The sequence below is a fragment of the Paenibacillus sp. NPDC055715 genome (assembly GCF_053617595.1).
Genome location: NZ_JBSHGA010000012.1, coordinates 68,021 through 93,025 on the forward strand (window position 1 = coordinate 68,021; position 25,005 = coordinate 93,025).

The 25,005-nt window shown below is 44.3% G+C and carries 27 protein-coding genes and 3 pseudogenes; 9 read left to right on the forward strand and 21 right to left on the reverse strand.

Annotated elements, in window-relative coordinates; genetic code table 11:
• Positions 1-215 precede the first annotated feature (215 nt).
• The 9 genes from ACWGOO_RS18185 to ACWGOO_RS18225 all read right to left on the reverse strand — a co-directional run bounded on the left by ACWGOO_RS18185 (position 216) and on the right by ACWGOO_RS18225 (position 8,624).
• On the reverse strand, positions 216-911 hold the full coding sequence (locus ACWGOO_RS18185) for a hypothetical protein (protein ID WP_452485695.1): 696 nt from the start codon (positions 909-911) through the stop codon (positions 216-218).
• Positions 912-1,019: 108 nt separating this feature from the next.
• Positions 1,020-1,514: a hypothetical protein gene (locus tag ACWGOO_RS18190; RefSeq protein WP_452485697.1), complete on the reverse strand. Its 495-nt coding sequence runs from the start codon at positions 1,512-1,514 to the stop codon at positions 1,020-1,022.
• 273 nt (positions 1,515-1,787) lie between these two features.
• Positions 1,788-3,089, reverse strand: coding sequence for a pyrimidine-nucleoside phosphorylase (locus tag ACWGOO_RS18195; RefSeq protein WP_452485699.1), 1,302 nt, complete (start codon positions 3,087-3,089; stop codon positions 1,788-1,790).
• Between the two features lie 50 nt (positions 3,090-3,139).
• A complete protein-coding gene (deoD, locus tag ACWGOO_RS18200; protein ID WP_354452403.1) occupies positions 3,140-3,847 on the reverse strand; it encodes a purine-nucleoside phosphorylase in 708 nt (235 codons plus the stop codon).
• Between the two features lie 78 nt (positions 3,848-3,925).
• Entirely contained in the window at positions 3,926-5,107 is a 1,182-nt protein-coding gene (gene deoB / locus ACWGOO_RS18205; protein ID WP_452485701.1) for a phosphopentomutase, read from the reverse strand.
• A gap of 32 nt (positions 5,108-5,139) precedes the next feature.
• Positions 5,140-6,318: a NupC/NupG family nucleoside CNT transporter gene (locus ACWGOO_RS18210; RefSeq protein WP_452485703.1), complete on the reverse strand. Its 1,179-nt coding sequence runs from the start codon at positions 6,316-6,318 to the stop codon at positions 5,140-5,142.
• Positions 6,319-6,392: 74 nt separating this feature from the next.
• The gene (locus ACWGOO_RS18215; RefSeq protein WP_452485705.1) at positions 6,393-6,788 is read right to left on the reverse strand and encodes a cytidine deaminase; all 396 of its coding nucleotides are present in this window, start codon (positions 6,786-6,788) and stop codon (positions 6,393-6,395) included.
• A 30-nt stretch (positions 6,789-6,818) separates the two neighbouring features.
• Positions 6,819-7,481, reverse strand: coding sequence for a deoxyribose-phosphate aldolase (deoC, locus tag ACWGOO_RS18220; RefSeq protein WP_452485707.1), 663 nt, complete (start codon positions 7,479-7,481; stop codon positions 6,819-6,821).
• A gap of 207 nt (positions 7,482-7,688) precedes the next feature.
• The gene (locus ACWGOO_RS18225; RefSeq protein WP_452485709.1) at positions 7,689-8,624 is read right to left on the reverse strand and encodes a sugar-binding transcriptional regulator; all 936 of its coding nucleotides are present in this window, start codon (positions 8,622-8,624) and stop codon (positions 7,689-7,691) included.
• 280 nt (positions 8,625-8,904) lie between these two features.
• Between ACWGOO_RS18225 and ACWGOO_RS18230 the strand changes: the two genes are divergently transcribed.
• Positions 8,905-9,318 (forward strand): chemotaxis protein CheW, encoded by a 414-nt coding sequence (locus ACWGOO_RS18230; RefSeq protein WP_452485711.1) that lies wholly within the window; start codon positions 8,905-8,907, stop codon positions 9,316-9,318.
• A 364-nt stretch (positions 9,319-9,682) separates the two neighbouring features.
• Here ACWGOO_RS18230 and ribD read toward each other — a convergent pair whose 3' ends face one another.
• From ribD to ACWGOO_RS18245, 3 genes and pseudogenes are all read right to left on the reverse strand, one after another.
• Positions 9,683-10,783: a bifunctional diaminohydroxyphosphoribosylaminopyrimidine deaminase/5-amino-6-(5-phosphoribosylamino)uracil reductase RibD gene (ribD, locus tag ACWGOO_RS18235; RefSeq protein ID WP_452485713.1), complete on the reverse strand. Its 1,101-nt coding sequence runs from the start codon at positions 10,781-10,783 to the stop codon at positions 9,683-9,685.
• The gene (locus ACWGOO_RS18240; protein WP_452485715.1) at positions 10,780-11,544 is read right to left on the reverse strand and encodes a GTP cyclohydrolase II; all 765 of its coding nucleotides are present in this window, start codon (positions 11,542-11,544) and stop codon (positions 10,780-10,782) included. The genes ribD and ACWGOO_RS18240 overlap by 4 nt, the downstream gene beginning before the upstream one ends.
• 90 nt (positions 11,545-11,634) lie before the next feature.
• A pseudogene (locus ACWGOO_RS18245) lies at positions 11,635-11,758 on the reverse strand (FAD-dependent monooxygenase); the annotation flags it as partial.
• A 268-nt stretch (positions 11,759-12,026) separates the two neighbouring features.
• On the opposite strand from ACWGOO_RS18245, the gene ACWGOO_RS18250 reads away from it, so the two are divergent.
• Complete coding sequence (locus ACWGOO_RS18250; protein WP_452485717.1) at positions 12,027-12,362, forward strand: winged helix-turn-helix transcriptional regulator; 336 nt, start codon at positions 12,027-12,029, stop codon at positions 12,360-12,362.
• Between the two features lie 96 nt (positions 12,363-12,458).
• On the opposite strand, the pseudogene ACWGOO_RS18255 reads toward ACWGOO_RS18250, so the two are convergent.
• Together ACWGOO_RS18255 and ACWGOO_RS18260 are read right to left on the reverse strand one after the other, a co-directional pair.
• Positions 12,459-12,593: pseudogene (locus ACWGOO_RS18255) on the reverse strand (winged helix-turn-helix transcriptional regulator); the annotation flags it as partial.
• A 106-nt stretch (positions 12,594-12,699) separates the two neighbouring features.
• Entirely contained in the window at positions 12,700-12,879 is a 180-nt protein-coding gene (locus tag ACWGOO_RS18260; RefSeq protein WP_452485719.1) for a hypothetical protein, read from the reverse strand.
• Between the two features lie 150 nt (positions 12,880-13,029).
• On the opposite strand from ACWGOO_RS18260, the gene ACWGOO_RS18265 reads away from it, so the two are divergent.
• A complete protein-coding gene (locus ACWGOO_RS18265) occupies positions 13,030-13,734 on the forward strand; it encodes a YoaK family protein (protein ID WP_452485721.1) in 705 nt (234 codons plus the stop codon).
• Between the two features lie 716 nt (positions 13,735-14,450).
• On the forward strand, positions 14,451-14,573 hold the full coding sequence (locus ACWGOO_RS18270; RefSeq protein ID WP_452485723.1) for a hypothetical protein: 123 nt from the start codon (positions 14,451-14,453) through the stop codon (positions 14,571-14,573).
• Between the two features lie 68 nt (positions 14,574-14,641).
• On the opposite strand, the gene ACWGOO_RS18275 is transcribed toward ACWGOO_RS18270, so the two are convergent.
• Positions 14,642-15,202 (reverse strand): NAD(P)H oxidoreductase, encoded by a 561-nt coding sequence (locus ACWGOO_RS18275; protein ID WP_452485725.1) that lies wholly within the window; start codon positions 15,200-15,202, stop codon positions 14,642-14,644.
• Between the two features lie 163 nt (positions 15,203-15,365).
• Between ACWGOO_RS18275 and ACWGOO_RS18280 the strand changes: the two genes are divergently transcribed.
• Positions 15,366-15,752, forward strand: coding sequence for a winged helix-turn-helix transcriptional regulator (locus tag ACWGOO_RS18280; RefSeq protein WP_025686161.1), 387 nt, complete (start codon positions 15,366-15,368; stop codon positions 15,750-15,752).
• 110 nt (positions 15,753-15,862) lie between these two features.
• Here ACWGOO_RS18280 and ACWGOO_RS18285 read toward each other — a convergent pair whose 3' ends face one another.
• Entirely contained in the window at positions 15,863-16,435 is a 573-nt protein-coding gene (locus ACWGOO_RS18285) for a LysE family transporter (RefSeq protein WP_452485727.1), read from the reverse strand.
• Positions 16,436-16,547: 112 nt separating this feature from the next.
• On the opposite strand from ACWGOO_RS18285, the gene ACWGOO_RS18290 reads away from it, so the two are divergent.
• Positions 16,548-17,102 carry a helix-turn-helix domain-containing protein gene (locus tag ACWGOO_RS18290; RefSeq protein ID WP_452485729.1) on the forward strand — a complete coding sequence of 185 codons (555 nt, stop codon included), beginning with the start codon at positions 16,548-16,550 and terminating at the stop codon, positions 17,100-17,102.
• Between the two features lie 3 nt (positions 17,103-17,105).
• On the opposite strand, the gene ACWGOO_RS18295 is transcribed toward ACWGOO_RS18290, so the two are convergent.
• Positions 17,106-18,695, reverse strand: a complete 1,590-nt coding sequence (locus tag ACWGOO_RS18295) for an alkaline phosphatase family protein (protein ID WP_452485731.1) — start codon at positions 18,693-18,695, stop codon at positions 17,106-17,108.
• A gap of 180 nt (positions 18,696-18,875) precedes the next feature.
• Here ACWGOO_RS18295 and ACWGOO_RS18300 point away from each other — a divergent pair, with 180 nt between their 5' ends.
• Together ACWGOO_RS18300 and ACWGOO_RS18305 are read left to right on the forward strand one after the other, a co-directional pair.
• Positions 18,876-19,646: an alpha/beta fold hydrolase gene (locus ACWGOO_RS18300; protein ID WP_452485733.1), complete on the forward strand. Its 771-nt coding sequence runs from the start codon at positions 18,876-18,878 to the stop codon at positions 19,644-19,646.
• Between the two features lie 106 nt (positions 19,647-19,752).
• The gene (locus tag ACWGOO_RS18305; protein ID WP_452485735.1) at positions 19,753-20,979 is read left to right on the forward strand and encodes a sugar efflux transporter; all 1,227 of its coding nucleotides are present in this window, start codon (positions 19,753-19,755) and stop codon (positions 20,977-20,979) included.
• Between the two features lie 9 nt (positions 20,980-20,988).
• On the opposite strand, the gene ACWGOO_RS18310 is transcribed toward ACWGOO_RS18305, so the two are convergent.
• The 4 genes and pseudogenes from ACWGOO_RS18310 to ACWGOO_RS18325 form a co-directional block, all read right to left on the reverse strand.
• On the reverse strand, positions 20,989-22,206 hold the full coding sequence (locus ACWGOO_RS18310) for a macrolide family glycosyltransferase (protein WP_452485737.1): 1,218 nt from the start codon (positions 22,204-22,206) through the stop codon (positions 20,989-20,991).
• Positions 22,207-22,652: 446 nt separating this feature from the next.
• A complete protein-coding gene (locus ACWGOO_RS18315; protein ID WP_452485739.1) occupies positions 22,653-23,690 on the reverse strand; it encodes a threonine aldolase family protein in 1,038 nt (345 codons plus the stop codon).
• On the reverse strand, positions 23,677-24,105 hold the full coding sequence (locus ACWGOO_RS18320) for a MarR family winged helix-turn-helix transcriptional regulator (RefSeq protein WP_452485741.1): 429 nt from the start codon (positions 24,103-24,105) through the stop codon (positions 23,677-23,679). Before ACWGOO_RS18320 ends, ACWGOO_RS18315 begins: the two co-directional genes overlap by 14 nt.
• A 181-nt stretch (positions 24,106-24,286) precedes the next feature.
• Positions 24,287-24,370 (reverse strand): annotated as a pseudogene (locus ACWGOO_RS18325) (Tn3 family transposase); the annotation flags it as partial.
• A 244-nt stretch (positions 24,371-24,614) separates the two neighbouring features.
• Here ACWGOO_RS18325 and ACWGOO_RS18330 point away from each other — a divergent pair.
• Positions 24,615-24,932: a hypothetical protein gene (locus ACWGOO_RS18330; protein ID WP_452485742.1), complete on the forward strand. Its 318-nt coding sequence runs from the start codon at positions 24,615-24,617 to the stop codon at positions 24,930-24,932.
• Positions 24,933-25,005: the final 73 nt, after the last annotated feature.

The window sequence follows — 25,005 nt, forward strand, 5'->3', positions numbered from 1 at the left end:
ACAGTGTCTGCCTGCTGTTCCTAGAGGTTCTCCGCCATAATGGCGAGATCATACTTTAATTGCATAATTCCTACCTGTTTAATGAGTTATGTAGATATAATACGAGAGTTTACGAGCATTGTCAAATCTTTTTTTGGCATGGATGATCTGTGCTTGGCTTGCTTGAGGGGATCAGAGGGGATAAAAGTCAGGAACATTAGCATGTTCCCGACTGCTTAATTAGCGACCGTTTCGAGATTGACGGAAAAAACTCCAAAAAGCTTCGGATTGTCTGTATCTCTTCTCAACCACAGCTCGCCCGAGCCAACCATGACTCCCTGATAATTGACAAACAAGTCGTCTGTCTTTTGATTCACCAACGCTTCACGAATTGCGTCCGTAAACATCTGATCGTACTTGGCAATGAACTCTTTCTTGTTCGAAATCGTTAGCTCCTTTTCGCTATCATTGACACGCAGAGGGTAGAAAATGTAATTAGCCACCTTCTCCTTGTCATTGTCAGCAACAGCCTTCTGTAATGCTTTGAATGTGTTTAAAAACGCATTAGGGTCCTGAATACCTGCTACCTCAAAAGGATTGTGGGATGGATTGACGGATTCTGGGGAAGAAGAAGCATCCTGTGAAGCATCCGATGAAGTAGCCGGGGCCGATGGACTTGACTTTTTCACGTCACTTCCGTTGTTTTCCGCATTCTGTCCCTCTTTCGCTACTTTTTCATTTTGGGCTGAACCACTACGATCCGCATTAGTTCCATTCTCTATCGCACTTGTGTCGCTTTTGATCTCGACGGTTTCAGCATTCTTATCCTGACCGCAGCCAGCGAGAGCTATGAATGTAAGTGTAAGTAAAATGGCTATGAGTGACAGCCTCCGTGACATTTTCTGATTACCGTAATCTTGGGTTTTGGGCACAACGGGTCATCCTTTCTGCTCTGACCTATTCTGTTCATTAAGTCTTCAATCGTTCTATTGTAACATAAGTAGGCTAATGACCGCATGTCGTGCACATATGGAGGGGGCTTACAGCGTGATATAGGCGAAGGTTTTGATTGAACCTGTGGAGCCATCTTCAGTTACTACATCTAAAAACAGCTCGTTGGAAGATTGGCTTCCAGCCCCATTCTGCCCCTCCGGCTTCATAAACAACAGATCATGCCGTTCTCCCGGCTGTAATCTTCGGCTGGAAAGTCCCTCCGTTTGACCTTGCAAGCTAGAGGTAGCCGAGGATGTAATCTTGTACTGTATAGACTGCTTCCCCGTATTCTTGATACTCACATACAACTTTCGTCCCTCTTCAAACCTAAAGAGCATTCCTCCCTCTCCCCCAAATTGCGTAGTCTGATCATGTACAATACGCTTCGTTGCGCCCCCTTGCTCATTCTGCACACTTAACAGAGCAGCCGGGTGCGCCTCACTCGCCGTTGATGTAGTATGCGTGGTCGTCGATAAGCTGGCAGAAGTGGCATAAACCACGATCGCCCCCGCAACCCCCATCCAAACCCATTTCTCCACCATTTGGTTTCCTCCTTCATAAAAAAGCCGTACTCATATCCATTATGAGTCCATCTGTAATATTTTACAAACTTGATCAAAGACATCCACACGATAGCGCTCTATCATTCATACGTAATAGCAGCTTGTACGTTCAGCGTGTTACGGGACTGAGGCCGCATCGTATCCCTTTCTCGCAATTGTCGAGAACGAGAACAACAAAAAAGCCGGGAGCCCCTAAACTGGGGACCTCCGGCTCGATAACCATGGTATTAATTACGACTTTATGAATACGGTTTACTCTGTCACCGTTCCGTAGATCAGCACAGGCGCTTCCGCGTGATCCGCAATACGGATATTGGCGTATATTTTTTCCAGCACTTGGGCCACATCTTCACGGTTCGCATGGATGGTAACCAGTGAATCGCCCACTTTTACAGCATCGCCGACCTTTTTGTTCAGCATCAGGCCGACAGCCAGATCAATCTCGGATTCCTTGGTTGCGCGTCCTGCTCCAAGCAGCATCGCAGCGGTACCGATTTCGTCAGCTACGATTTCAGCCACCACACCATCCTGCTTCGCAGGCACTTCAATGAGATACTGTGCTTGTGGCAAGCGTTCTGGATGATCCACAACCGAAGCGTCACCACCCTGGTTTGCAATAAACTCTTTAAATTTCTCCAGCGCTTTGCCGTTGCGAATGACTTCTTTGAGCTTCTCTTCGGCGTCTTCGAGGGAATTGGCTTTGCCAGCCAAAAATACCATCTGACTGCCCAAGGCCATACACAGCTCTTCCAGATCCTTTGGCCCTTCACCGCGCAGTGTATCAATCGCTTCTTTGACTTCCAGCGAGTTACCGATGGCCAGCCCCAGCGGCTGACTCATATCGGAAATGACTGCCATCGTTTTGCGACCCACATTGTTACCGATGCTTACCATCGCATGTGCCAGTTTTTGGGCATCTTCTACCGTTTTCATAAACGCGCCTGCACCTGTTTTTACATCGAGCACGATAGCATCGGAACCGGCAGCGATTTTTTTACTCATAATCGAGCTGGCAATCAGCGGAATCGAATTTACCGTCGCCGTAACGTCACGCAAGGCATACAGCTTTTTGTCCGCAGGCGTCAGGTTGCCGCTTTGTCCGACTACCGCAATTTTGCTGCGATTGACCAGATCCACGAACTCATCCTTGCTGATTTCTACGTGGAAGCCGGCAATTGCCTCCAGCTTGTCAATTGTTCCCCCGGTATGTCCGAGACCGCGACCTGACATTTTCGCTACTGGAATGTCCAAAGCCGCTACGAGTGGAGCCAGTACCAGCGTTGTCGTATCGCCTACACCGCCAGTGGAGTGCTTATCTACCTTTACACCTTCAATTGCGGACAGATCAATCGTATCCCCTGAATGAACCATTGCCATCGTCAAATCAGCACGTTCCCGCTCGGTCATATCTTTGAAGAAAATGGACATCGCCAATGCACTGACCTGATAGTCAGGAATTTCACCTTGAGTGTAACCTTGGATAATAAAATTAATTTCCTCAGTGGTAAGTTCTTTTCCATCGCGCTTTTTCTCGATCAAGTCTACCATTCTCATATGTCATTTCTCCTCACTGTGCGTATGATCGTGAACAGAGATATTGCTGTTTACAGGGATATTGCTGTATCCAGGGCAACTTCCATCATTTCTTTAAAGGTCGTTTGCCGTTCTTCCGCTGTCGTTTCTTCACCCGTCAGCAAATGATCGCTTACCGTTAGAATCGTCAGTGCGTTTACGCCAAACTTGGCTGCCAGCGTATATAAAGCCGAAGTTTCCATCTCCACGCCCAGCACGCCGTATTCCATCAGCTTTTGTACTACTGATTTGTCATCACGGTAAAAGCTGTCCGAGGTGAATACGTTACCCACATGCATCTTCAAGCCCTTGGCAACACCGCGATCATAAGCGCCCTTCAACAAGGGGAAGCTGGCAATCGGCGAATAATCATAGCCACCAAAGATATGGCGGTTCATGCCGGAATCCGTACAGGATGCCTGTGCCAAAATCACGTCACGAACATGCACATGCTCCTTCATTCCTCCGCATGTACCCACGCGGAACAAGTTTTTCACACCGTACTCACTAATCAGTTCATTGACATAAATACTGATAGACGGTAGCCCCATTCCGGTTCCCTGTACAGACAGGCGTTTACCCTGATACGTTCCCGTAAATCCGAGCATTCCGCGCACCTCGTTGTAGCAGGTCACGTCTTCCAGATAGGTTTCAGCAATAAATTTCGCCCGCAGCGGGTCTCCTGGCAGCAAAATCGTTTCCGCAATCTCTCCTGGCTTGGCTCCAATGTGTACACTCATGTTTTTATTCCTCCGTCCCATTTGTCCGTGCTTATATCGTTACTTATGATCTTCCTTGTATTCTTGCTTGCGTCCTGATTATTGAAGTTCTGCCAAAAAGCTCGTTCCGTGTTCAGGCAGCTTCACACCAAAGTTATCCGCTACCGTAGCTCCAATATCCGCAAACGTTTTACGTACCGCAAGCTCCTTGCCTCCAGCTGCAAAACGTGGGGAATACACCAGCAAAGGCACATATTCGCGGGTATGATCCGTTCCCCGATACGTCGGGTCATTCCCATGGTCTGCGGTGATAATCAACAGATCTTCATCCGTCATTTTAGCGAATACCTCCGGCAGACGGGCATCATAATCATCCAAAGCCTGACCATATCCTAGCGGATCACGGCGGTGACCGTATACAGCGTCAAAGTCGACCAGGTTCAAGAAGCTTAATCCGGTAAAATCTTCATCCAGCGTAGCCACCAGCTTATCCATGCCGTCCATATTGGACACGGTGCGCACTGCTTTCGTCACACCCTCGCCGTCATAAATGTCGGAGATTTTACCCAATGCGATCACATCCAGACCTGCATCCTTCAACTCGTTCATCGTGGTACGACCAAACGGCTTGAGCGCATAATCATGGCGATTGGAGGTACGGGAGAAGTTTCCCGCCTCACCTACGAACGGACGCGCAATAATCCGGCCCAGCATGTACGGGTCTTCCAGCGTGATTTTACGGCAGAACTCGCAAATCTCATAAAGCTCCTTCAAAGGTACAACTTCCTCATGCGCCGCAATTTGCAGCACCGAATCCGCCGATGTATAGATGATGAGCGCTCCTGTTTTCACATGTTCCTCGCCCAGTTCATCAATGATTTCCGTTCCGCTGGCTGGCTTGTTGCCAATGATTTTGCGGCCCGTATGCTCCTCAATGCGCTGAATCAGCTCATCCGGAAAGCCATCGGGGAATACGCGAAAAGGAACCGCAATATTCAAGCCCATGATTTCCCAATGTCCTGTCATTGTATCCTTGCCGTTGGACGCTTCCTGCATTTTAGTGTAATACGCGAGCGGCTTCTCCGCCGCTTGCACCCCTTCTATGGAACGAATGTTCGACAAACCGAGCTCACCCATATTCGGCATGTTCAGACCACCACGTTCGCGGGCAATATGACCCAGTGTATCTACATCGTAATCATCAAACTGGGCAGCATCCGGCGCTTCGCCGATCCCCACAGAGTCCATGACAACCAAGTGAATCCGTTTGAATTTAGACATGATGAAATTCCTTTCCTAACTCGCTGTTTTTTTTACAAAAACAACCCTGCAATAATTGCCGACAGCACGCTAACCAGCGTCGCGCCGTACAACAGCTTCAGACCAAAACGGGCCACCACATTCCCCTGCTTCTCATGCAGCCCCTTCACAGCACCGGAAATGATACCGATGGACGAGAAGTTTGCAAAAGATACGAGGAATACCGATACGATCCCGACCGTGCGCTCCGACAAGCCCGTTTGCTTGGTCAGATCCAGCATCGCCACAAATTCGTTGGATACGAGCTTGGTGGCCATAATGCTGCCTGCCCGAACTGCTTCACTCCATGGAATACCCATGACAAAGGCAAAAGGAGCAAACACATAACCAAGCAATGATTGAAAACTGATTCCAAACAACCAGGAGAAAATCCCGTTAACCATGGCAATCAGCGCCACAAAACCGATCAGCATCGCAGCTACCGTAATTGCGACTTTGAAACCGTCCATAATATACTCCCCGAGCATTTCGAAGAAGGACTGCTTTTCTTCCTCCTGAACCTCCAGCAAATCGTCTTCCTTTTCAATCTTGTACGGATTAATAATCGAAGAGATAATAAAGCCGCCGAACAGGTTCAATACCAAAGCAGTAACCACATATTTGGGGTTCAACATTTGCATGTAGGCTCCCACAATCGACATAGACACCGTAGACATCGCAGACGCACACAGCGTATACAGTCGATGCTTTGGCAGGAAACCAATTTGCTTTTTAACAGAAATAAACACCTCGGATTGACCCAGAATAGCCGAAGCTACAGCGTTGTAGGATTCCAGTTTACCCATTCCGTTTACTTTGCTCAAGACGAGCCCGATATATTTAATGATAAAAGGTAACACTTTTACATATTGCAAAATCCCAATCAGCACGGATATGAACACGATCGGCAGCAGTACACCGATGAAAAATGGCGCAGCCCCTTCATTCGCAATTCCGCCGAATACAAAGTTAATCCCTTCCATAGCGTATCCAATCAGACTATTAAACCCTTTTGCAAAACCTTTGACCAGAATTTCACCAATCTTTGTATTCAGTAATACATAAGCCAGCGCTGCCTGCAAAACAACCATAACCACTAGCGGACGATACCTGATTTTACGTTTGTCACTGCTGGCAACGTAAGTAAGTGCAAACACAACGAGCAGTCCCACCAGAGCGATTACATATTTCATTTTAATTCCCCCTTATTACATAAGCGCTTACATTACCCATGAAAAGAATACGCCCCGAAAGAGGCATTCTTTTCTTATTTCCCCAGATCAGCAGGTCGAAATGCACCCGGCAGTAGTTGGTCCACCGTCCACTCTTCCGTGTTGCCATGAAGGTTGGTCAGATAGACTTTAGTTTCTGGTTGGGCAAATTCGGAAATCACCTGACGACAGGCTCCGCATGGAGACACAGGTCCTGCCGTATCAGCTACAATCGCAATGGCATCCATTTTACGACAGCCTTCAGATACCATTTTAAAAATCGCTGTCCGTTCCGCACAATTACATAAGCCGTAGGAAGCATTTTCTACATTACATCCGCGATAAATCGTGCCATCGCTTCCGAGAACCGCAGCACCGACCTGAAAATTCGAGTACGGAATATATGCCTGTTTACGTGCCTCAAGCGCTTCCTGAATCAATTGATCCTTCATCGCGAATCCCTCCATGACTTTAAAATGAACTTAGTAGGAAGATGTAGACTGCTCACCCTCGATGATTTTCACACCGGAACTTGCACCAATCCGGCTTGCGCCAGCTTCTACTAATTTCTGTACGTCTTCCAGACTGCGTATACCGCCGGAAGCCTTAACACCAATCTCAGGTCCTACGGTTTTGCGCATCAAAGCCACGTCTTCCGCAGTTGCTCCGCCAGTAGAGAAGCCTGTCGAGGTTTTCACGAAATTAGCTCCTGCTTTGACGGACAGCTCGCATGCCAGTACCTTTTCTTCGTCTGTCAGCAAGCATGCTTCGATGATTACTTTTACCAGTGTACCCGCGGCTGCTTCCACGACTGCACGGATGTCCTGCTCAACAAGCTGTAAATCACGCGCCTTCAAAGCGCCTATATGAATAACCATATCAACCTCAGTCGCACCGTTAGCAATAGCATCCTTCGTTTCGAACGCTTTCGTTGCCGTCGTATTGGCTCCCAGCGGGAAACCAATAACGGTACAAATGTTCACGCCTGTACCTGCCAGTTGCTCTGCGGAGTAAGCTACCCACGCCGGGTTCACACATACAGAAGCAAACTGATACTTCTTCGCCTCAGCGGTCAATTCCATAATTTCATCCTTGGTTGCATCTGCGCGCAACAATGTATGGTCGATCAATGCTGCAATATTCATTCTCAAAACGCTCCTTCATTAGAAAGATATGTTAGGATCGATGTCCTTTACTTCTCTGTGATAAGGTCATCATAGCACGGTGTTGAACATATGTAAAATACATTTTGAAATTATGTTCAAGCCTATACATGGGACGATCACCTACAGTTCATTGCCCTATAGGCGCACGCCAAAACGATGTGTTTAGTCTGGTTGATATCAAATGCTCTACTGTAAAAGTGCCTGTGCCGTAAACTGATCTGTCACCAAAATATTCGCATACTTACCGCGCAACGATGCCCGTATGGCCTCCACTTTGCGCTGTCCTCCAGCTACGAGAATCGCCTTCTCCTTCTTGCGCAAATCAGGCAGATCAATGCCAACGGTGCGGCTGTTAATTTCCTGACTGCATATATTACCCTCATCATCAAAAAAACGTGAGCAAATATCGCCCTTGCCGATTTTCTGTAACAGCTTCTGCTCCTCATGGTTAAAATAGCCCAATCTGAACAACAGCGCATCCTCCTTGACCGTACCCACCGTAAACACGGCTATGTTCGCTTGCCTGCCAAGCTCAATGATACGCTGGATGTGCCGATCCTCCTCGACCATTTTCTTGACGGCGTGATTGTCAAAAATGACAGGCAGCGGCAAATAGCGTGCAATCGTGTGAAAGGCTTCCGCGAACAAATTCACCGTCTCCACGGCATACGTGTTGACATGCGAATGGCTTACGCCTCCTTTGAGCTGAACGACCTCGACGCCCTTCACCTGCTTTTGCTGGAGATGAAGCGCCACCGCATGCATCGTCGTCCCCCACGTTACTCCAATAATATCCGCATCTTGTACCGTTTCATGCAAATAATCAGCAGCTTTTTTGCTAATATGCTTCTTGATCTCCTGATATTCATTTAACGGAGAATAGCAGACCAGAACGGTATCCAAACCGTATTTCTTCTTGACCTGCTCTCCGAGTGCATCCATATCCTCCATTGGATCAACAATACTGATCCGCACGTATCCCTGTTCCTTGGCAGCCTGAAGCAGCCGCGATACCGTAGGACGCGAAACCCCGAGTCTGACCGCGATATCTTGCTGGCTATAGTCGTTCATATAGTATAATCTGGCTGCCTCGATACTTAATCGCTGCTTTTCATGATCCATTCTACCTCAACCCGCTTATCTTAAAATGTAGTGCCATCGGACACAACCTCAACCCCTAATATCATACATGAAGGGAAAATGAACGCTATGCTTTGGCCACCTGAGTTACTCTTTTGGAAGATTTAACTGCTAGTTTGTGATATTCTGTGATTAACTGAAGCAGCTTCACCGCATCCTCAACTTTATAGTTCCATGTGCCAAAACGCAATAGTTAACCGGTTTTACCGTCACTTTACAAAAACCTGTAGTGGACTTATCTGAATATGTAAGGAGAATGGCTATGTCTGAGTTTATTGTGTGCAGTCTTGCGGACAAAAAATTCGCTTTAAACTTTCTGGAAGTGGAAGAAGTCATGAATGCCAGGAAAGGGACACCGCTTCCCTTTTCCGAGGCGTGGCATGAAGGAATGGTTACCATCCGCGACAGCGTATTTACGATCCTTAATTTAAGAAAAAAACTACTGCTTCCCGCTTCAGACGAGTCCTCCGAGGACAAAATGATTTTGCTCAGCAGGGCGAAAATTGCTTTGCTCGTTGATCAGGTAGAGGATACGGCCTCCGCCCTGGACAGCCAGTTAAAAAGCAACGAGGAAGGGTGGCAGCGCGAGCTGTTTCCTACCGTGCTGGAGCAACAGGGCACCCTCGTTCCAGTGATCGATATGGATGCTTTTCTCGCTTCAACCAAGACGAATTAAGCGTATTGATGTAAAATACCACCCAAAGCTTGAGGAGAAAGGAAGTCACTGAAATCCTCACCTCAGTAATATCTTTCTGTATCAACCTTTATCATCATTACGCACACCCGCACTCACGGACATGGCGAAAGTATTACGACCCCTAAATAAAACAAAAAAAGACACCTGAGAAGCACATTCGCTCCCCTCGTGTCTTTTATCATATTGCAATGTATGTAAACTTCTTCATTCCCTAAACCATTCACATCATTAGGTGTTCACTCCATGAGTTATTCATCCCATTAACCATTCTTTCTAATAAATGTTTAGGATACAAAAAAAGAATTTTTCAGGCTTATAGCCCTTCCCCCACCCACAACTTCACTCATTTTTCCCGCCCAAAATACCCTTCTATTTTCCAATCCTCACCGACCTGCGTCACGCTCAAATCTTGTAACGCTACCGCATCGCTCATAGCGGACACGCCTTCTCCCCCGAGAAAGCCCGGTGCTCCACGCCCTCCGACCAGCTTCGGCGCAATATACAGCACGAGCTTGTCTGCCAGTCCTTGCTGCACGAACGAAGCGTTCACCTCGGCCCCGCCTTCCACGAACACCGAAGACACCTCCGCTGCGCCCAGAATATCCAGCATTTGCGGCAGGTTGACCCAATCACTGTTTTCATCCTGTGTCGGATATACCTTTACACCCAACTGTTCCAGCTGATTCCGCTTGCTTCCATCATAAGCACGTCCTGTAAATATCCAGGTAGGCGCCTCACCATCTGTAATGACACGGGCATCCAAAGGAATGCGAAGCGTGCTGTCCAGAATGATGCGAATCGGATTCCGACCTTCCGGCAGACGAGTCGTCAGCTGCGGATTATCGTGAATGACTGTCTGTACACCGACCAGTATCCCTACATGCTCGTTACGAAGGCGATGCACATCCTCCCGTGCCACCTCGGACGTAATCCATTTGCTTTCCGAGGTTCGAGTTGCAATTTTGCCATCCAGTGTTACCGCTGATTTGATCGTGATAAAAGGACGCTTGCTCACGATATATTGATTAAACACTTCATTCATGCGGACAGATTCCTGCTCACATACCCCAACGATGACCTCAATACCCGCATCCTTCAAGATTTGTACCCCTCTGCCCGAAACCAGCGGGTTCGGGTCCAGCGCTGCAATAACAACTCGACGAATGCCAGCCTTCACAATTGCTTCCGCGCACGGGCCTGTCCGTCCATGATGGGAACACGGCTCCAGCGTCACATATATCGTCGCTCCCCGGGCATGTTCACCCGCCATACGCAAAGCATGAATCTCCGCATGTGGCTCGCCGGGCTTCAGATGAGCGCCGATCCCGACGATGCGGCCGTTGTTCACAATGACCGAGCCGACGAGCGGATTCGGTTCCGTTTGTCCCTTTGCGCTGTTGGCATTTTCCAGTGCCAGGCGCATATATTTCTCGTGAGTGATCATAGAACCTCCCTGAAATCGAAATCCCGCAAATGGCCGGACCGTTCCACCTTCGTATTCAAATAACGTTCATTATATTGCGACACATCGCCCCACAGGGGCATGCGTCCTGCGACATTCATACCGGATTGCTTCAAGGCTTCCAGCTTTTTGGGGTTATTCGTAATTAAGGTTACCGGATTTTGTCTCAGGTGACGGAGTACATGAATCGCATCCGCATAATTGCGGGTATCATCTTCAAAGCCCAATTGGTGGTTAGCTTCGACGGTATCCATACCTTCCTCCTGCAAAATGTAAGCCATCGCTTTGCTGAACAAGCCGATCCCACGGCCCTCATGGTTCGCCAGATAGAACAACGCACCCGTTCCATGTTCCACAATCATTTTCATGGATTGGTGAAACTGAAATCCGCAATCACAACGCTTGCTACCAAAAATATCTCCAGTATGGCAAATACTATGCATACGAACAAGTGCATTTTCCGACTGGTGAAGATCGCCATACACTAATACACTTGACTGTTGTCCCTCTGCCAAATTCAGTGTCGACAATCGCTTCACAATCGTGTCAGCGGTGGCATTCAGCAAGTCCTGACGATCTCCCTCATCCCGTACAGGCAACCAGCAATACCATTGAAAAACAACCGTTTCCCCTTCCAAATTGACCGGCAGCTTAATCGGCCCTACCAAAATCATCGAAGATTGCTCTCCACGAATCGTTTGAATCTTATCGTTAAGTAGCATAGCTACGTCTTTTGGGTTCATTTCTCTACACCATCCTTTATATAAGCTTACTTCTATATGATTTGATTTTCTGCTTGTAAAAAATGTATATGAAATGTGGATTCCATCGTAATCGGCATCCTTCAACGCTGCGTTCAAGCCAAAAGCTCCGGTAGGTGTCATGTGTCATGGTATGCGCCGCATCTCCAATGAGGACCAGTCCGTTCTGCGACCACGTATCACTGCGGCTACTGAAACATTGACGCCTGCTTCAGCAGAGCCTCTAAAAAACGGAGCTGTGGAATGTGAACTGTTAGCCCATACCTAACCGATTTAACTTTTTCATATTCTCTATATCAATCTTCATCATTTATATTATGAATCTTCGTGTTGAACCCATTAAGTTACTTTATGTAACAAAGTATATTTATATCATTCGATTTCGTCAAGTAATAAATTTATGTAAAGTAAAATCATTTACTTTTAACAGTTGATCGTTAATAATAGGTGCATGAGGTGATCACATGAACATTCCACCAATGTGCCCACGGTTTGAAAAAGCTATGGAGTTACTGAGCAAACGTTGGACGGTGTTAATCGTATTTCAGCTAACTAACGGTCCGCAACGTTTCGTCGCTATTGAGAATTCAATCCCCAATTTAAGCGGGAAGGTCCTTTCCGATCGCTTGAAAGAGCTGGAGGAAGAAGGAATTATACTACGTATGGTCTATCCCGAAAAGCCGGTTCGGATCGAATACTCCCTTACAGATAAGGGACGCGATTTAGCTCCATTGTTTGATCTTATCGGCACTTGGGCTACCCGCTGGGTTGAAATTTTGCCAGCAATTGAGCAGCAATAACCTGCATTAACCAACACGAACACAGACTGCTAACATGCCAAAGAACGCCTTTGCCCCGAGCACAATTCGTACTCATGACGCAAGGCGTTCTATTTTTCATATGACAGATTGCACCCGCTTGTTCCCCCAATCATACATCATCTTTACAATCGGCAAAATGGTCATCCCCAGCTTGGTCATCGAATATTCCACCTTTGAGGGCACCTCGGGATACACCTCTCGATTTAGAATAGCTTGTAGTTTGTCGGCAGATATCTCGCCTGATCGTAAGCCTGTAGCATCCGGACGTTTAAATACACGGCTGTAAGCATCTGCCGCATTTTTAACCCAAATTCCGTTACACATATTCCTCAGCAGATACATGGTCAAACGGAGCCCCACCTGCTCGAGGGCATTGTTCCCCTGCTGAAGCTGCCACATGCTCATACAAATCATCTTTATAAGCTTCGTTCCGTTTCACAGCTTCTGTCACTTGTATGATGTCTATCAGCCATAGTCTTTGTTCGCCCGCAGTCATGCTCGAATTGCCTCCACAAATCCTTTATTCTCTATGGCTTTTTCTCCTTTTACACCTGTTGTTCGTGCCACAGTGTCCAATTGAATTGTCAGATCGGAATAGTCGTGCTATGTTAGAGAAATCGACGTTGTAGCATAGGAGGCTTATGCCGTGAATATGAAAGGCAAAATCCATTTACATCAAGTAACGTCCGAATCGCTACGACTGGGCGCCTTGCTTTCATTAGTAGGGGGTTTTCTCGACACATATACGTTTGTCGGCAGAGATGGCGTGTTCGCCAATGCACAGACAGGCAATATCGTACTGCTGGCTGTCAAAGCCATTCAGGGGAACTGGAGTCAGGCGTTAGCCCATATCCCGCCCCTGATCGCCTTTTCGCTGGGTGTTTTTGTAGCCGAGGGAATCAAGAGAAAATCCACCCATCGCCTGACACCGGACTGGGCCCGTACCATTATACTGTTGGAAATTTTCATTTTTTTCATCGTGGGTCTGATTCCGCAGTCGGTTCCCAATACGGTGGTGACGGTGATCGTCTCGTTCGTCGCTTCCGTACAAATGACTTCCTTCCGTAAGCTCATTGATGCGCCGTACACTTCCACCGTCAGCACGGGGAACCTCAGATCTGCCACAGAGGCGGTGTATATCGCCATTACGACCAAGGACACAAATGCTGCCATTCGCGCCATGCGTTACGGTGTCATCCTGATCACCTTTCTGGTCGGGGCTTTTCTGGGAGGATTTTTGACGTTAGCTATTGGGGATAAAGCCATCTGGGGCGCTGTTGTGGCACTCATTTTTTCTTTTATTTTATTTACGGAAAAAGAACATAAGTGGAGAATGCCCCTTCGCCACTAATCCTGCATTAGCACTGAATAAACTGCCGCTGGGCGGTTTCAAAAAAGTTCAAAAGGTCTTCATGGGACGAGAATGCTGCCTGAGCCAACTGGCTGCTGCCGCCACCCTTTCCCTGAAACGCGCCCAGATGCTCTTTAAAATACGCTCCACAGGCAACATCCTGTGTACCGTTATGCGACAGAATGATTTTGTTTCAAAGACCTGATGCCAAATATCGCCCTCTTCCAGAAAAGCATCTACCACCGGAATGCCCTAAATCGTTCCCGTATCACATGGCTGACCCCCTCCATGCGGATAAAAAGCCGTTCTTCCAGCATTTGAATGAAGGCCTTTGTGGCTGGAATTACATATTTATTCACACGATGTGATTTACGTGCCAATAGATATGTAAAGCCTACTTCACTGCATATTCGGTAGCCGAATATTTAAACAGGATATATCCCAAAAAGGCGTATACTGCCACAGGTATCAAACCACTCAGCGAAATGTCGGAGAACGGAAGCATCATAATGAACGCTTTTATCCACAAAGCATACGGAAGATATTTCACCTCTTTTGAAGCCATTGTTACCCATGCACTAAGCAAAAACACATGGTTTGCAATCGAGTAAAGCGGGATCGTGTAAAAGATCATACTCAGCGCACTCTAGCTGCCGAAAGAAAGCATTCCGAATAAGATTTCATACAGGCTGTTACTATATGTCGGTGTACTCTCCATGCTGGTCATAGCCAGAGTGCTGTGGGAAAAGCAAAAACTGGCCAAAAATGCTACAGGCGATGCTTCTGGAATGGGGGCAACTCATTCCGTTGGTCCAGCAAAATCTTCAGCTCATACTTAAAATAAAAAAGCACCTTTGAAATCACTATAAAAGTGGTTTTGAAGGTGCTTTGGGATAGCTCCCCAGGTTTACTTATATGCCAGACCTAATTGATAAGACTGCTCCAACAGACCTTCAATGTAATCTTTCGATTCGGACAAAGTATCATAGAAGAACTCAACCTTGGACTCTCTTACTCTTGCGTAACCACCAATGCCTTTATTCAAATAATTAGTTACCATATCGTGGTATTGATACTCGATCAGATGTTCTTTCGTCCCTCCCGCCAAGCACATCCACAAAACCTGCTTTTTCGTAAACTCCTGAAGTAAACCTATGTTCCACACTTTATCCAGGTATCCCTTTAGCATGGACGGGACACTGTACCACCATAATGGAAACACAAAGACCAGAGCATCCGCGGCAACAATTCTATCCATTTCTTTCCGTGTTTCAGGAGCATATTGTTTATGAGGCGTATTCCAATCCAGCTCATCTGCTGCGCTGTACACCGGATTGTATCCATCCCGATCCAAGTCCAAAATATCTACCTCGTGCTTATTCTCTTTCAATCCCTCTACAAAACGATTCATGACCGCAAGGGTAAGTGAATCTTCTCTAGGATGCGTAACGACCAATAAAACTTTCATGTATTCGTAACCTTCTTTCTCCTTGTGATTGGTGAACCCTGTCTACAAATGCTATTATGGGTGATATACGACAAGGTGTGAAGTACGCACCTCAAGGTACTGTAGGCACTTTAAGGTTCCTTAGTACTTTTCATGTTCTACAGATCCGAGGGGAGAAAAATAAATGAAAGATAACGCCAAAACATATATGCTCGGGATTGAAGCGACCTTCGAGGTCATCGGCGGGAAATGGAAAGCCATCATCCTGCACCATCTAACCAGCGGCAGAAAACGTACATACGAGCTCCGACAGCTCATTCCGAAAATCACCCAAAAAGTGCTCACACAGCAGCTTAGAGAGCTGGAAAAGGACGAAATCATCCACCGAATTATCTATAACCAGGTTCCACCCAAAGTAGAGTATGAGCTTAGTGAATACGGATGGGATTTTAAAGATCTGCTCGATCGTTTTTGCTTATGGGGAGAAGAACACTTAGACAGGGTTTATGGTGATAAAACAACGGTGCTGGAGGAATATTCTGTGGAAGAGCCTTGTGTGGAAAAAAAGTAAAGCAGACTGAACGGCCTTTTCGCCATCGCTTCATCTGCTATCTGCTTAAATACAAAACAGTCCCAATGAAGAGTTCCTTCAATGGGACTGTTTGTATTACTTGCATGCCTTCATTCTACAAGAATCGAAACTGCACTATATACTAATAACAAAGCCATTATTATATTAAACTGACTTCTATATTTGGATAACAACTTTTGAAAAACGGAGCCAAACACACTCCAACAGAATGTACTCATAAAACCAACAAAAGCTAGAAATAACGAAAACATCATCAAGCTGAAATTTGAATGGTGATATGGAAGGATGAAGGTTGATATAGCAGTGATACCATATAAAATTCCTTTCGGATTAATAAATTGTAAAAGCATACCTGTTAGAAAACTGTTATTCTTGCCCCCATCATTATCTTTACTCATAATTATTTTTACAGCCAGATATAGCATATAAGCTGCACCCAGGATCGTCATCACAAATTGAATTTTGGGGATGAAATTTTCAAGCAACAAATTAAAATAACTACTCAATAACATGATCACAAAGAAACCTGCACCTACTCCTGAACAAAATCGAATTGTCTTTTTAAGCCCGAATTTATTAGCAAAGAGCATGGCCATAATGTTATTGGGGCCTGGCGTAAAACTGGTAACAAAAACATATAACAAAAACGATAATAAAGGCATATTGGAACCCCCTCTTCGATGTATGCTATAATGTACAAAAAGAACAATATAACGTCTTACGTTTTATTGTACAATACAGACGTTATATTGTACACAGATTCAGGAGGTATTTATGGAAACTATCAATCTGATCATTGCCAAAAACTTAAAAGCCTTTAGAGAAAATAAGAAATTAAGTCTTGAAAGGGTTTCAGAACTAACAGGAGTAAGTAAAACGATGATAGGTCAAATTGAAAGAGGCGAATCCAGCCCTACGATTACAACGATTTGGAAAATAGCCAATGGATTAAAAATTTCTTTTACTTCACTCATAAATAATCCGCAGCCAGATACAAAAGTGGTTTTAGGAAGTGAAATTCAAATATTAACGGAAGACAACGGAAAATATCGAGTCTATCCCCACTTCCCCTTCGAAGATGATAGACGCTTTGAAGTTTATTCCATCGAGATAGAACAAAACGGCTTCCTAAGTGCTGATTCGCATGGAGAGGGAACGGAGGAGTTCTTAACTGTTTTTGATGGAGAATTAACCGTCCGTGTAAATGACCTTGAATATACAATAAGAAGCGGTGATTCCATCCGATTCAAAGCTGACAGACCCCATACCTATCATAATTCAGGGAAAATATTAACCCGATTAAGTATGGTCATATACTATCCAATTTAAAACTTATCCGTTCACCAATTGCAGAATCCAGTCTTTAATATCAACAATTCGCAGTGTCTTTGGCCGTGTATTCGTTCCGGAAATAATTAGTGGGACAAGGGAATCTTTTTCATGCAGCGAACCATGAGCCCCTCCTCCGATGTGGGTAGGAGAACTTTCACCAACGAGTTCATATCCGGGTTTGACCGTCACAACAGCGTATCTTCCTTCATGAGAATACATGGCCCCGTATAACCTCGCCAAAACGTCAGGATATATTCCATACTTGATTCGGTTGTTATTTATCGTAATATCGACAAGGCTTGTTTCACCCGATAATGTCCACGATTGCCCATATTCATCAGTAAAGTTTCCACCGGGACGATAAGAAAACATGGTATTATTTTTCCCTCTTGTAACACGAATATTATTTTTATCGTCTTTCATTGCGATGATATCGAGCTTTTCCTCTTTTTGTAAATGCTTCACTACATCGGATAACTCAACGTTATCATCAATCGCATAGACATAAGCCATTCGTTCATTCGTGGAAATCACAATTTGGTCTTCTTTTCTTACAGATTGATTTAACTTCGCTATGCGGTAATGGTTCAACAGCGGCTTTATCTCAACAGTTGCTGCCTGTCGGTCATCATAAACCGCACTTTGCCCACTGTCACCCATGACGATCCATATAGCATTTTTTACAGCCTGCTCCCAGGAACCATGTGCGTTAAGCACGCCTTGCAGCGCTTGATCCGCTTTTTCAATTCCCTCCAACTGAGTCGGGCCTTTTTTATGCACCAAATTATCATTCTCTGGAAAGTATGCGATGGTTACGCCTGGAAGTTTTTTTTGATTGATTAAAAAAGCGGTTTCTTTTGCGGAAAACTCGTCGTTCATCCCGAATTTTTTCCACGGGGGAGTATTCCAGCTGTTCTTCGGATCCAGTTGTGCAAAAGTTGCATAGGAAAACCATTTGGGTCCTGTTATTCTCAATTGTTCTGGCACACGGTTGCTGTTCGCTATGAAGCGAGGCACTTTTAGGACATGTTCTGTTCTTCCTCTATAAACAATAGCGTTGATTGACGCGGATTCTTTTCCTTTGTCGGCCAACTCTTCATGAATGGTTTTTGTTTTTTTGTTCAAATGAACTTGATTTAACTGACAGATAGCATCCATAAATACCTGCATTTGATCTATCTTGAAGGCTTCTTTGATACCATTTCCGTAGAAAATCATGCGTTTCCTTGGGTCGCTGTACCACACAAGTCCGGGCACATGATGTCGGTCTGCATACGTCCCCGTTAATAATGTGCTGTCGATCGTCACGGACATCGTGGGAAATGAACTCACAACCTGTGGGAAGTATTGCCCTTTTTTAAGGAGATATTGCATTGCGGGTGCGCGGCCTTCTTGAATCGCTTTTTGTAAAGGCTTGTTCATTAAAGAATCAATCAAAATAACTATGACAGGCTTAACATTTTGACTTGCTGTGATATGGGGTTTGACGCTTTGTTGCTTTAGCTGTTGACTGGAGTTCGCCCTGCAACCAACGATCAGTAAACTTAAACTTAGCACGAGTACAATGGTCATTTTATTCTTTATTCCCATGTGTGTGTCCCCTTCTTTGAAAAACACAGTTCCCTTGATTCTTTTATTTTTTCTTACCCTAAAAAAATTATTCCATGAATTTTTTTGATCTAATAGGCCAAATTATCTCTAATGTTTTTTATATTCATGAGTTATTTTTACAGTAAGACCAAAATCATTAAAGAGACGGGGAGTATAACGATGACTATTACAAACATAAACGGATACTCGATGCATTATATTGATTCCGGAAAAGGAATCGCCATCCTTTTCATTCATCCTCCGGTACTCACAAGCTTAAATTTCACATACCAAATCCAAGGGCTATCGCCTCATTTTCGAACGATTGCTTTTGACATCAGAGGACACGGTAAGAGTCAGCCTTCCGAACAGGCGGTTACTTACCCTCTAATCGCCCAGGATATTAAACAGTTGATGGACCGGATGAGTATTGATAAAGTTTTTTTGTGTGGATATTCTACTGGAGGCTCGATCGTGCTTGAATTTCTCCTAACTTATCCGGATCGGGCATGGGGAGGCATCGTGATCAGTGGAATGTCGGAAGTAAATGAATGGCGACTAAGAAACAAAATTTCTTTGGCCGTTGCTCTCTCCAAAATCGGAGCAGTCGGTACGATTGCGATTTCTAATGCTTGGTCGCAGACGAAACAGTTTTCTTTATTTCGTGAGTTATTCAACGATGCGAAACAGGGAAATTCCAGAAATGTCGAACAATATTACCGGTACAGCTTGAAGTACAACTGTACCTCGCGGCTCGGGGAAATCCATCTTCCTGTCCTGCTCGTTTATGGGGAGGATGATAAACTCTTTCAACCTTATGCCAAAATATTACACCAACAATTGCCGAAGAGTGAACTGGTTTTCATTAAAAAAGTCGATCACCGCGTTCCTACGAAGGCCGCCGGACTATTGAACGAACGGATCAAGCAGTTCGTTGACCGCTTCAAATAATATTTTTCACAATGTAAATATACAAATTATGCTAACTTCATATATAGTTTAGACAGGATACATATTTATTGTTCTGCTTCTAAATCTGAAGGGGTGTACAAATGAAATGCTAAAGCGTATTAAAAATCTTTTCGTTATCCCTAACTACCCATTATTCATGATCTGTATGTTATTGCAAGGTATGGCCATATCGATCAGCGCACCTTTTTTGGCTGTATATTTCACAACAAAACTTGGCGTATCTGTTGGAACCTTTGGTATTTTTACCGCTGTGACTTTGATTTGTGGTATAGGGATAAGCTCTCTTATTGCCAAACGTTCTGATACTGGATTAGACCGTAAACAAATTTTAGTGATTTGTACGCTATTTAATGCGATAGCATTTGCAGGATATGTTGTCATTCAAAACTTTTATGTACTCTTTGTATATATGACTGTCTTCACAGCCATGGGAGCACCTGGAATGCCGCAGTTATTTGCTAGTGCACGTGAAGCGGTTGATCGCAGTGAGGCAGCAGATCATACCTTTGCCAATTCAACACTTCGTTCTATGTTTTCTCTTGGCTTTATCACGGGGCCGCTCCTTGGGTCTTTTCTGATTTCACATACTGGTTTTAAAGGTATTTTTGTAGGGACGACTTCCATTTTTATACTTATAGCTATTCTTCTATTCTGTTTTATGAAGCAATCCCCATCTCGGCTCAAAAGTAAGAATCAACCTTCACTTTATCACATTAAATTACATAAAAATATTGAAATTCTGATACCGTTTTCAGTTCTTACTCTGCTCTATGTGTCTCACTGGATGAATAGTTTAAATATTTCCTTGTTTATCATTCATAATTTAAAAGGAAACATGAGTGACGTTGCTCTAGTATCCAGTATTTGCGCGGTTTTAGAAATACCTTTGATGATCATGTTGGGCGTACTTGCTGCTAAATACTCCAACCGTCTGCTTGTATTTTGGGGGGCTTTAACCGGGGTCGTCTATTATCTCCTCGTCCTTATGTCTACGGAGATGTGGCAGTTATTAGTGGGGCAGCTTCTTCTAGCCTTCTTTGTTGCAGTGATATCAGCCATTGGCATCAGCTACATGCAGGATTTGTTGCCATCTCTTCCTGGGTACGCCTCGACGCTGTATTCCAATGCAACAACCATCGGAAGACTGGCGGGGAGCTTAATGGGCGGATTAACCGCTCAATGGATGGGCTATCGAAACTCCTATTGGATATGTTTGGCCCTGATCCTCTGCTCCCTTGGTCTTCTGGCGATTTCAAAAAAATTAGAGTTTGAAAAATCGGATGCTCTACAAGAAAGGAATCACAGTCTATAGTCTGGCACCTTATTTTTCTATTGTGGAGAAATGACTCATAATGGTATCTGCCGCATATCTGTACCCGCCAGCCTGACGTAATGATTCGCCAATCACATGGGCCTGCTGTTTATAGGTAGAATGATTCAAAACCTCTATTAAGGCAGCTCTCAAAATAGCGGGTGTAAGCTCATTTTTATCCACAGTAATACCCGCTCCCAGCTCTTGCACCCGATTGGCCACGACAGGCTGGTCCGATGTCATAGGAACCATGACCAGGGGCACATTGTTATACAAGGCTTCGCTTGTGCTGTTCATCCCCGCATGTGTAATAAAAGCGTCTACATGCTGCAGCATTTCCAACTGCGGAATATAGGGCTTGACAATAAAATTGTCAGGGATACAATCGGCCAACGGCTTCATATCTGTATATTTGCCTGATGAAAGTACAAACTGCACAGGTAAATCGTGAAATGCTTCAAAACAAAGCTTGTAAAAATCTAAGTTTCTATTAATAATGGTTCCCAATGAGATGTAAACAGCCTGTGGATGCAGAGCATGAAGTTGTTCGAACGGGAAAGAGGGTGCATCTGTACGGGGTACAATAGAAGGGCCTGTGAAAATATAACTGTGATCCAGCTTTTCAGCTTGCGGTTGAAAATAACGGCTTGTATAAACGATCTTTAAGCTTCCTGAATGTGAATAAATCTCCTCAATAGCAGGGACGGCAACCTGAAGCTCGTTAGCTAATTGACGTGTTACTTTCATTGTGTCCTCATAAAGCTTTTTCACTTCTTTGTCATTCTCATCCAAGCCTTGACCAGATCCCAAAGGCTCTACGAAAACAAAGGAAGCATTAGAACATATTGCAGGTATTCCCAGCTTCTCTGCAATAATCTTGCCTCCCCAGCCCAGCAAAAAGTCATAAATCAAATAATCATACACCTTATTTTCGATTACTTTCAAAACCTTTGGAATAATCGGCTCAATCAAACCTGTAACGATCATATTCACGAACTGGTAATGATGTTTGTATTCAGCCGGCATTAACTCAGATTTACGAGAAAAAGCATCCTTACTAAAAGGATAGGTTATCAGTTTTGCTCCCGTTGGTTGAATTCTCGTACGATATTCCTCCGTACACACATAATCCACTTCCTCACCACTGTCGACCAACTGCTTAACTAATCCTAATGACGGATTAATATGGCCTTCAGCAGGTGTGATCACTACCAACACACGTGCCATCCCCTACACCTCCAACATCATAATAAATTCCAATGAATAATAAATGTAAGACTAGAAAGAAATACATCTATCACTTAATATAGATAATATATACCATAAAAACAAGTATTTTAAATATCGAGAGAAATGAATCTATTAACAGCGTGTTAACCCCATTTGTAGTGGTTGCATCTCACGGTTACATATATTCCGAATACATAATTGCAAAACACACAAATAAGCGGGGTATTCGCTTCAAGCGAATACCCCGCTTATACATTGAACATCACGGATTCCAATGATCTTTCCCGCCCAGAACGGCTTTAACTGTGTACCTGACTGGCTTCGTCAGCAGTAAGCCGATTTTATATATCTGCTCTTGTCTTGTCTTGTTTTTCCATTCTTATATCCACTTACATAGTCATTCTACATCTTTAAGAATCTATGAACCGATTTTTCCATTACCTTTATTGCAATGCTTTAATGTCCTGAATCAGCATTTCAACATTTTCTTTCTTCGTAGCCCAACTGGTACAAAATCGAACAGCACTATGTGTATCATCAACCTTTTCCCAAAAGGAGTAAGTATATTTTTCTCTTATTGCCTTTAGTATACGATCTGGTAAAATTGGAAACTGCTGATTGGTTGTAGAATGGTATTGAAAAGAAACACCTTGCTCAGATAATCCTTTTTGAAGCAGCATTGCCATATCTATAGCGTGTCTGGAAATTTCAAAGTATAAACCGTCTTCAAACAAAGTTTCGAATTGAATGCCCAACATTCTTCCCTTAGCCAGCAGTCCTCCTTTTTGCTTGATCATATATCGGAAATCTTTTTTCAATGTATCATTTATAATGATTACCGCTTCTCCCATCATTGCTCCCACTTTGGTCCCGCCAATATAAAACACATCGCATAGCTTTGCTATATCTGCTATAGATACGTCGCTGTCGTCTGCAACTAAACCATACCCCAATCGGGCACCATCTATAAATAATGGTAAACCACATTCCCGGCAGACTTGACTTAACGCTTCCAGCTCGGATTTAGTATAGATCGTTCCATTTTCGGTAGGGTAAGAAATAAAAACCATACCGGGCTGTACACTATGCTCAGGAGCGGCATCATTCCAGTGAGCATCATACAGGTCCTTTACCTGTTCGACCCGGATTTTCCCATCATCACTTGGCAAAGTAAGTACTTTATGGCCAGTAGCTTCAATCGCTCCGGTCTCATGTACGGCAATATGTCCAGAAACTGCAGCAATGACACCTTGATGTGGACGCAACATAGAAGAGATAATCGTTGTATTGGTCTGTGTGCCTCCAACTAAAAAGTGTACATCTGCATTGGGAGAGCCACATGCTTTTTTAATATAAGCTCTGGCTTTTTCACAGTGCTCATCCACACCATAGCCGCCAGTTTGTTCGTCATTCGTCTCCAATAGTCGCTGTAATATACGCTTGTGGGCACCTTCGGTATAGTCGCACTCAAATCGAATCATTTTGTATTCTCTCCAATTTCTCTAGTTTGTTCTGAATGAACACCATAGAAGTGTGTAATTCTTTAACCTCTTCCTCGGATAGACCTTGAACTAATTGTATAACTTGTTCGTCAGATCTTTCATTCAGTTGGTGATAGAATGCTTTTCCTTTAGGCGTCAAACGAATCAGATTTGTTCTATTATCCACCGAAGAATTTTCCTTAACAAGAAAGCCCTCTTTGTAAAGTTTAGCTATGATTCTACTCATATAACTGCGATCAATTTTAAGAGAATCGACTAACGTATTGGCTATACATGGCTCAATCATACCGATCTCTATAATGACGCGTACCTCGGTAAAGGAATATCCACTATCCAGCACATGTCTATCTAATAAACCCAGTATGTTGGTATAAAATCGATTGAAACGCCTCATATCTGCAATGATCTCAGCATCTATATTGATGTATAACTCCCCCTATTTAGTGGACTTATGCAACAATTATATTAATGATTTTTGTGGACTCTGTCAACGAAATATGATGCGATTCAATGTTTGTTTTAACAGAGTTTAAAAATGCAAACGCAACCTCGCTCTGGCCGTGTGAATCTACGTCATTCTTCTCAACGTGCCCATAAATCATGACGCCGCGGCCGAGGTACCGGATATGCCATTCCGTCATAAGGTTTTGATCCCATGCCATTAGGCAACTTATTATTGTATTAATCGATGTATATTGATAACACTTGTTTAAAATGTGCGATACTTTGGGATTCCAGCCATGCGGGGCGACAGCGGCCCTGCGGAGAACCTTCTTCTGTTTTGCGGCATATTCCGTTTTCCATCACTCCGCTCTTCAGGTATTTTCCGTTAGTGACGTTTCTATAGATGATGCCAGGGAGAACACTTCACGACTTATGGAATGGCCTACGAATCAATGAATTATGCTTTTGCGTCTGGTGCGCCAGGAGCGTACTGAGAGGTACAATTCATTGCGGATAATCAAAAAGGGCATTGAACAAAAGGGAGATTCCCAAAAATATGCTGAAATTGCCGGTGAGGATTATGAATATTGGACGCGCAAAGCCTGGGTACTGGAAAAAATAATTCGAGATCGTAGCGACACTTTTCCAGAAAAAATTACAGATGATTACATTTGTAAAATCATTGCTCATGTAGAAAAATTCAACCAAAAACCAATGCTGATAAATCAAAAAAAACAATCCCCGCCGACCAGTTATGAACCGCACCCCAAATCTTAGACACATGATATAATCCTCTAAGAAGAAAGGGTGCGGATTTTACTTTATGGTCAAATACAGCGAAGAAATACGA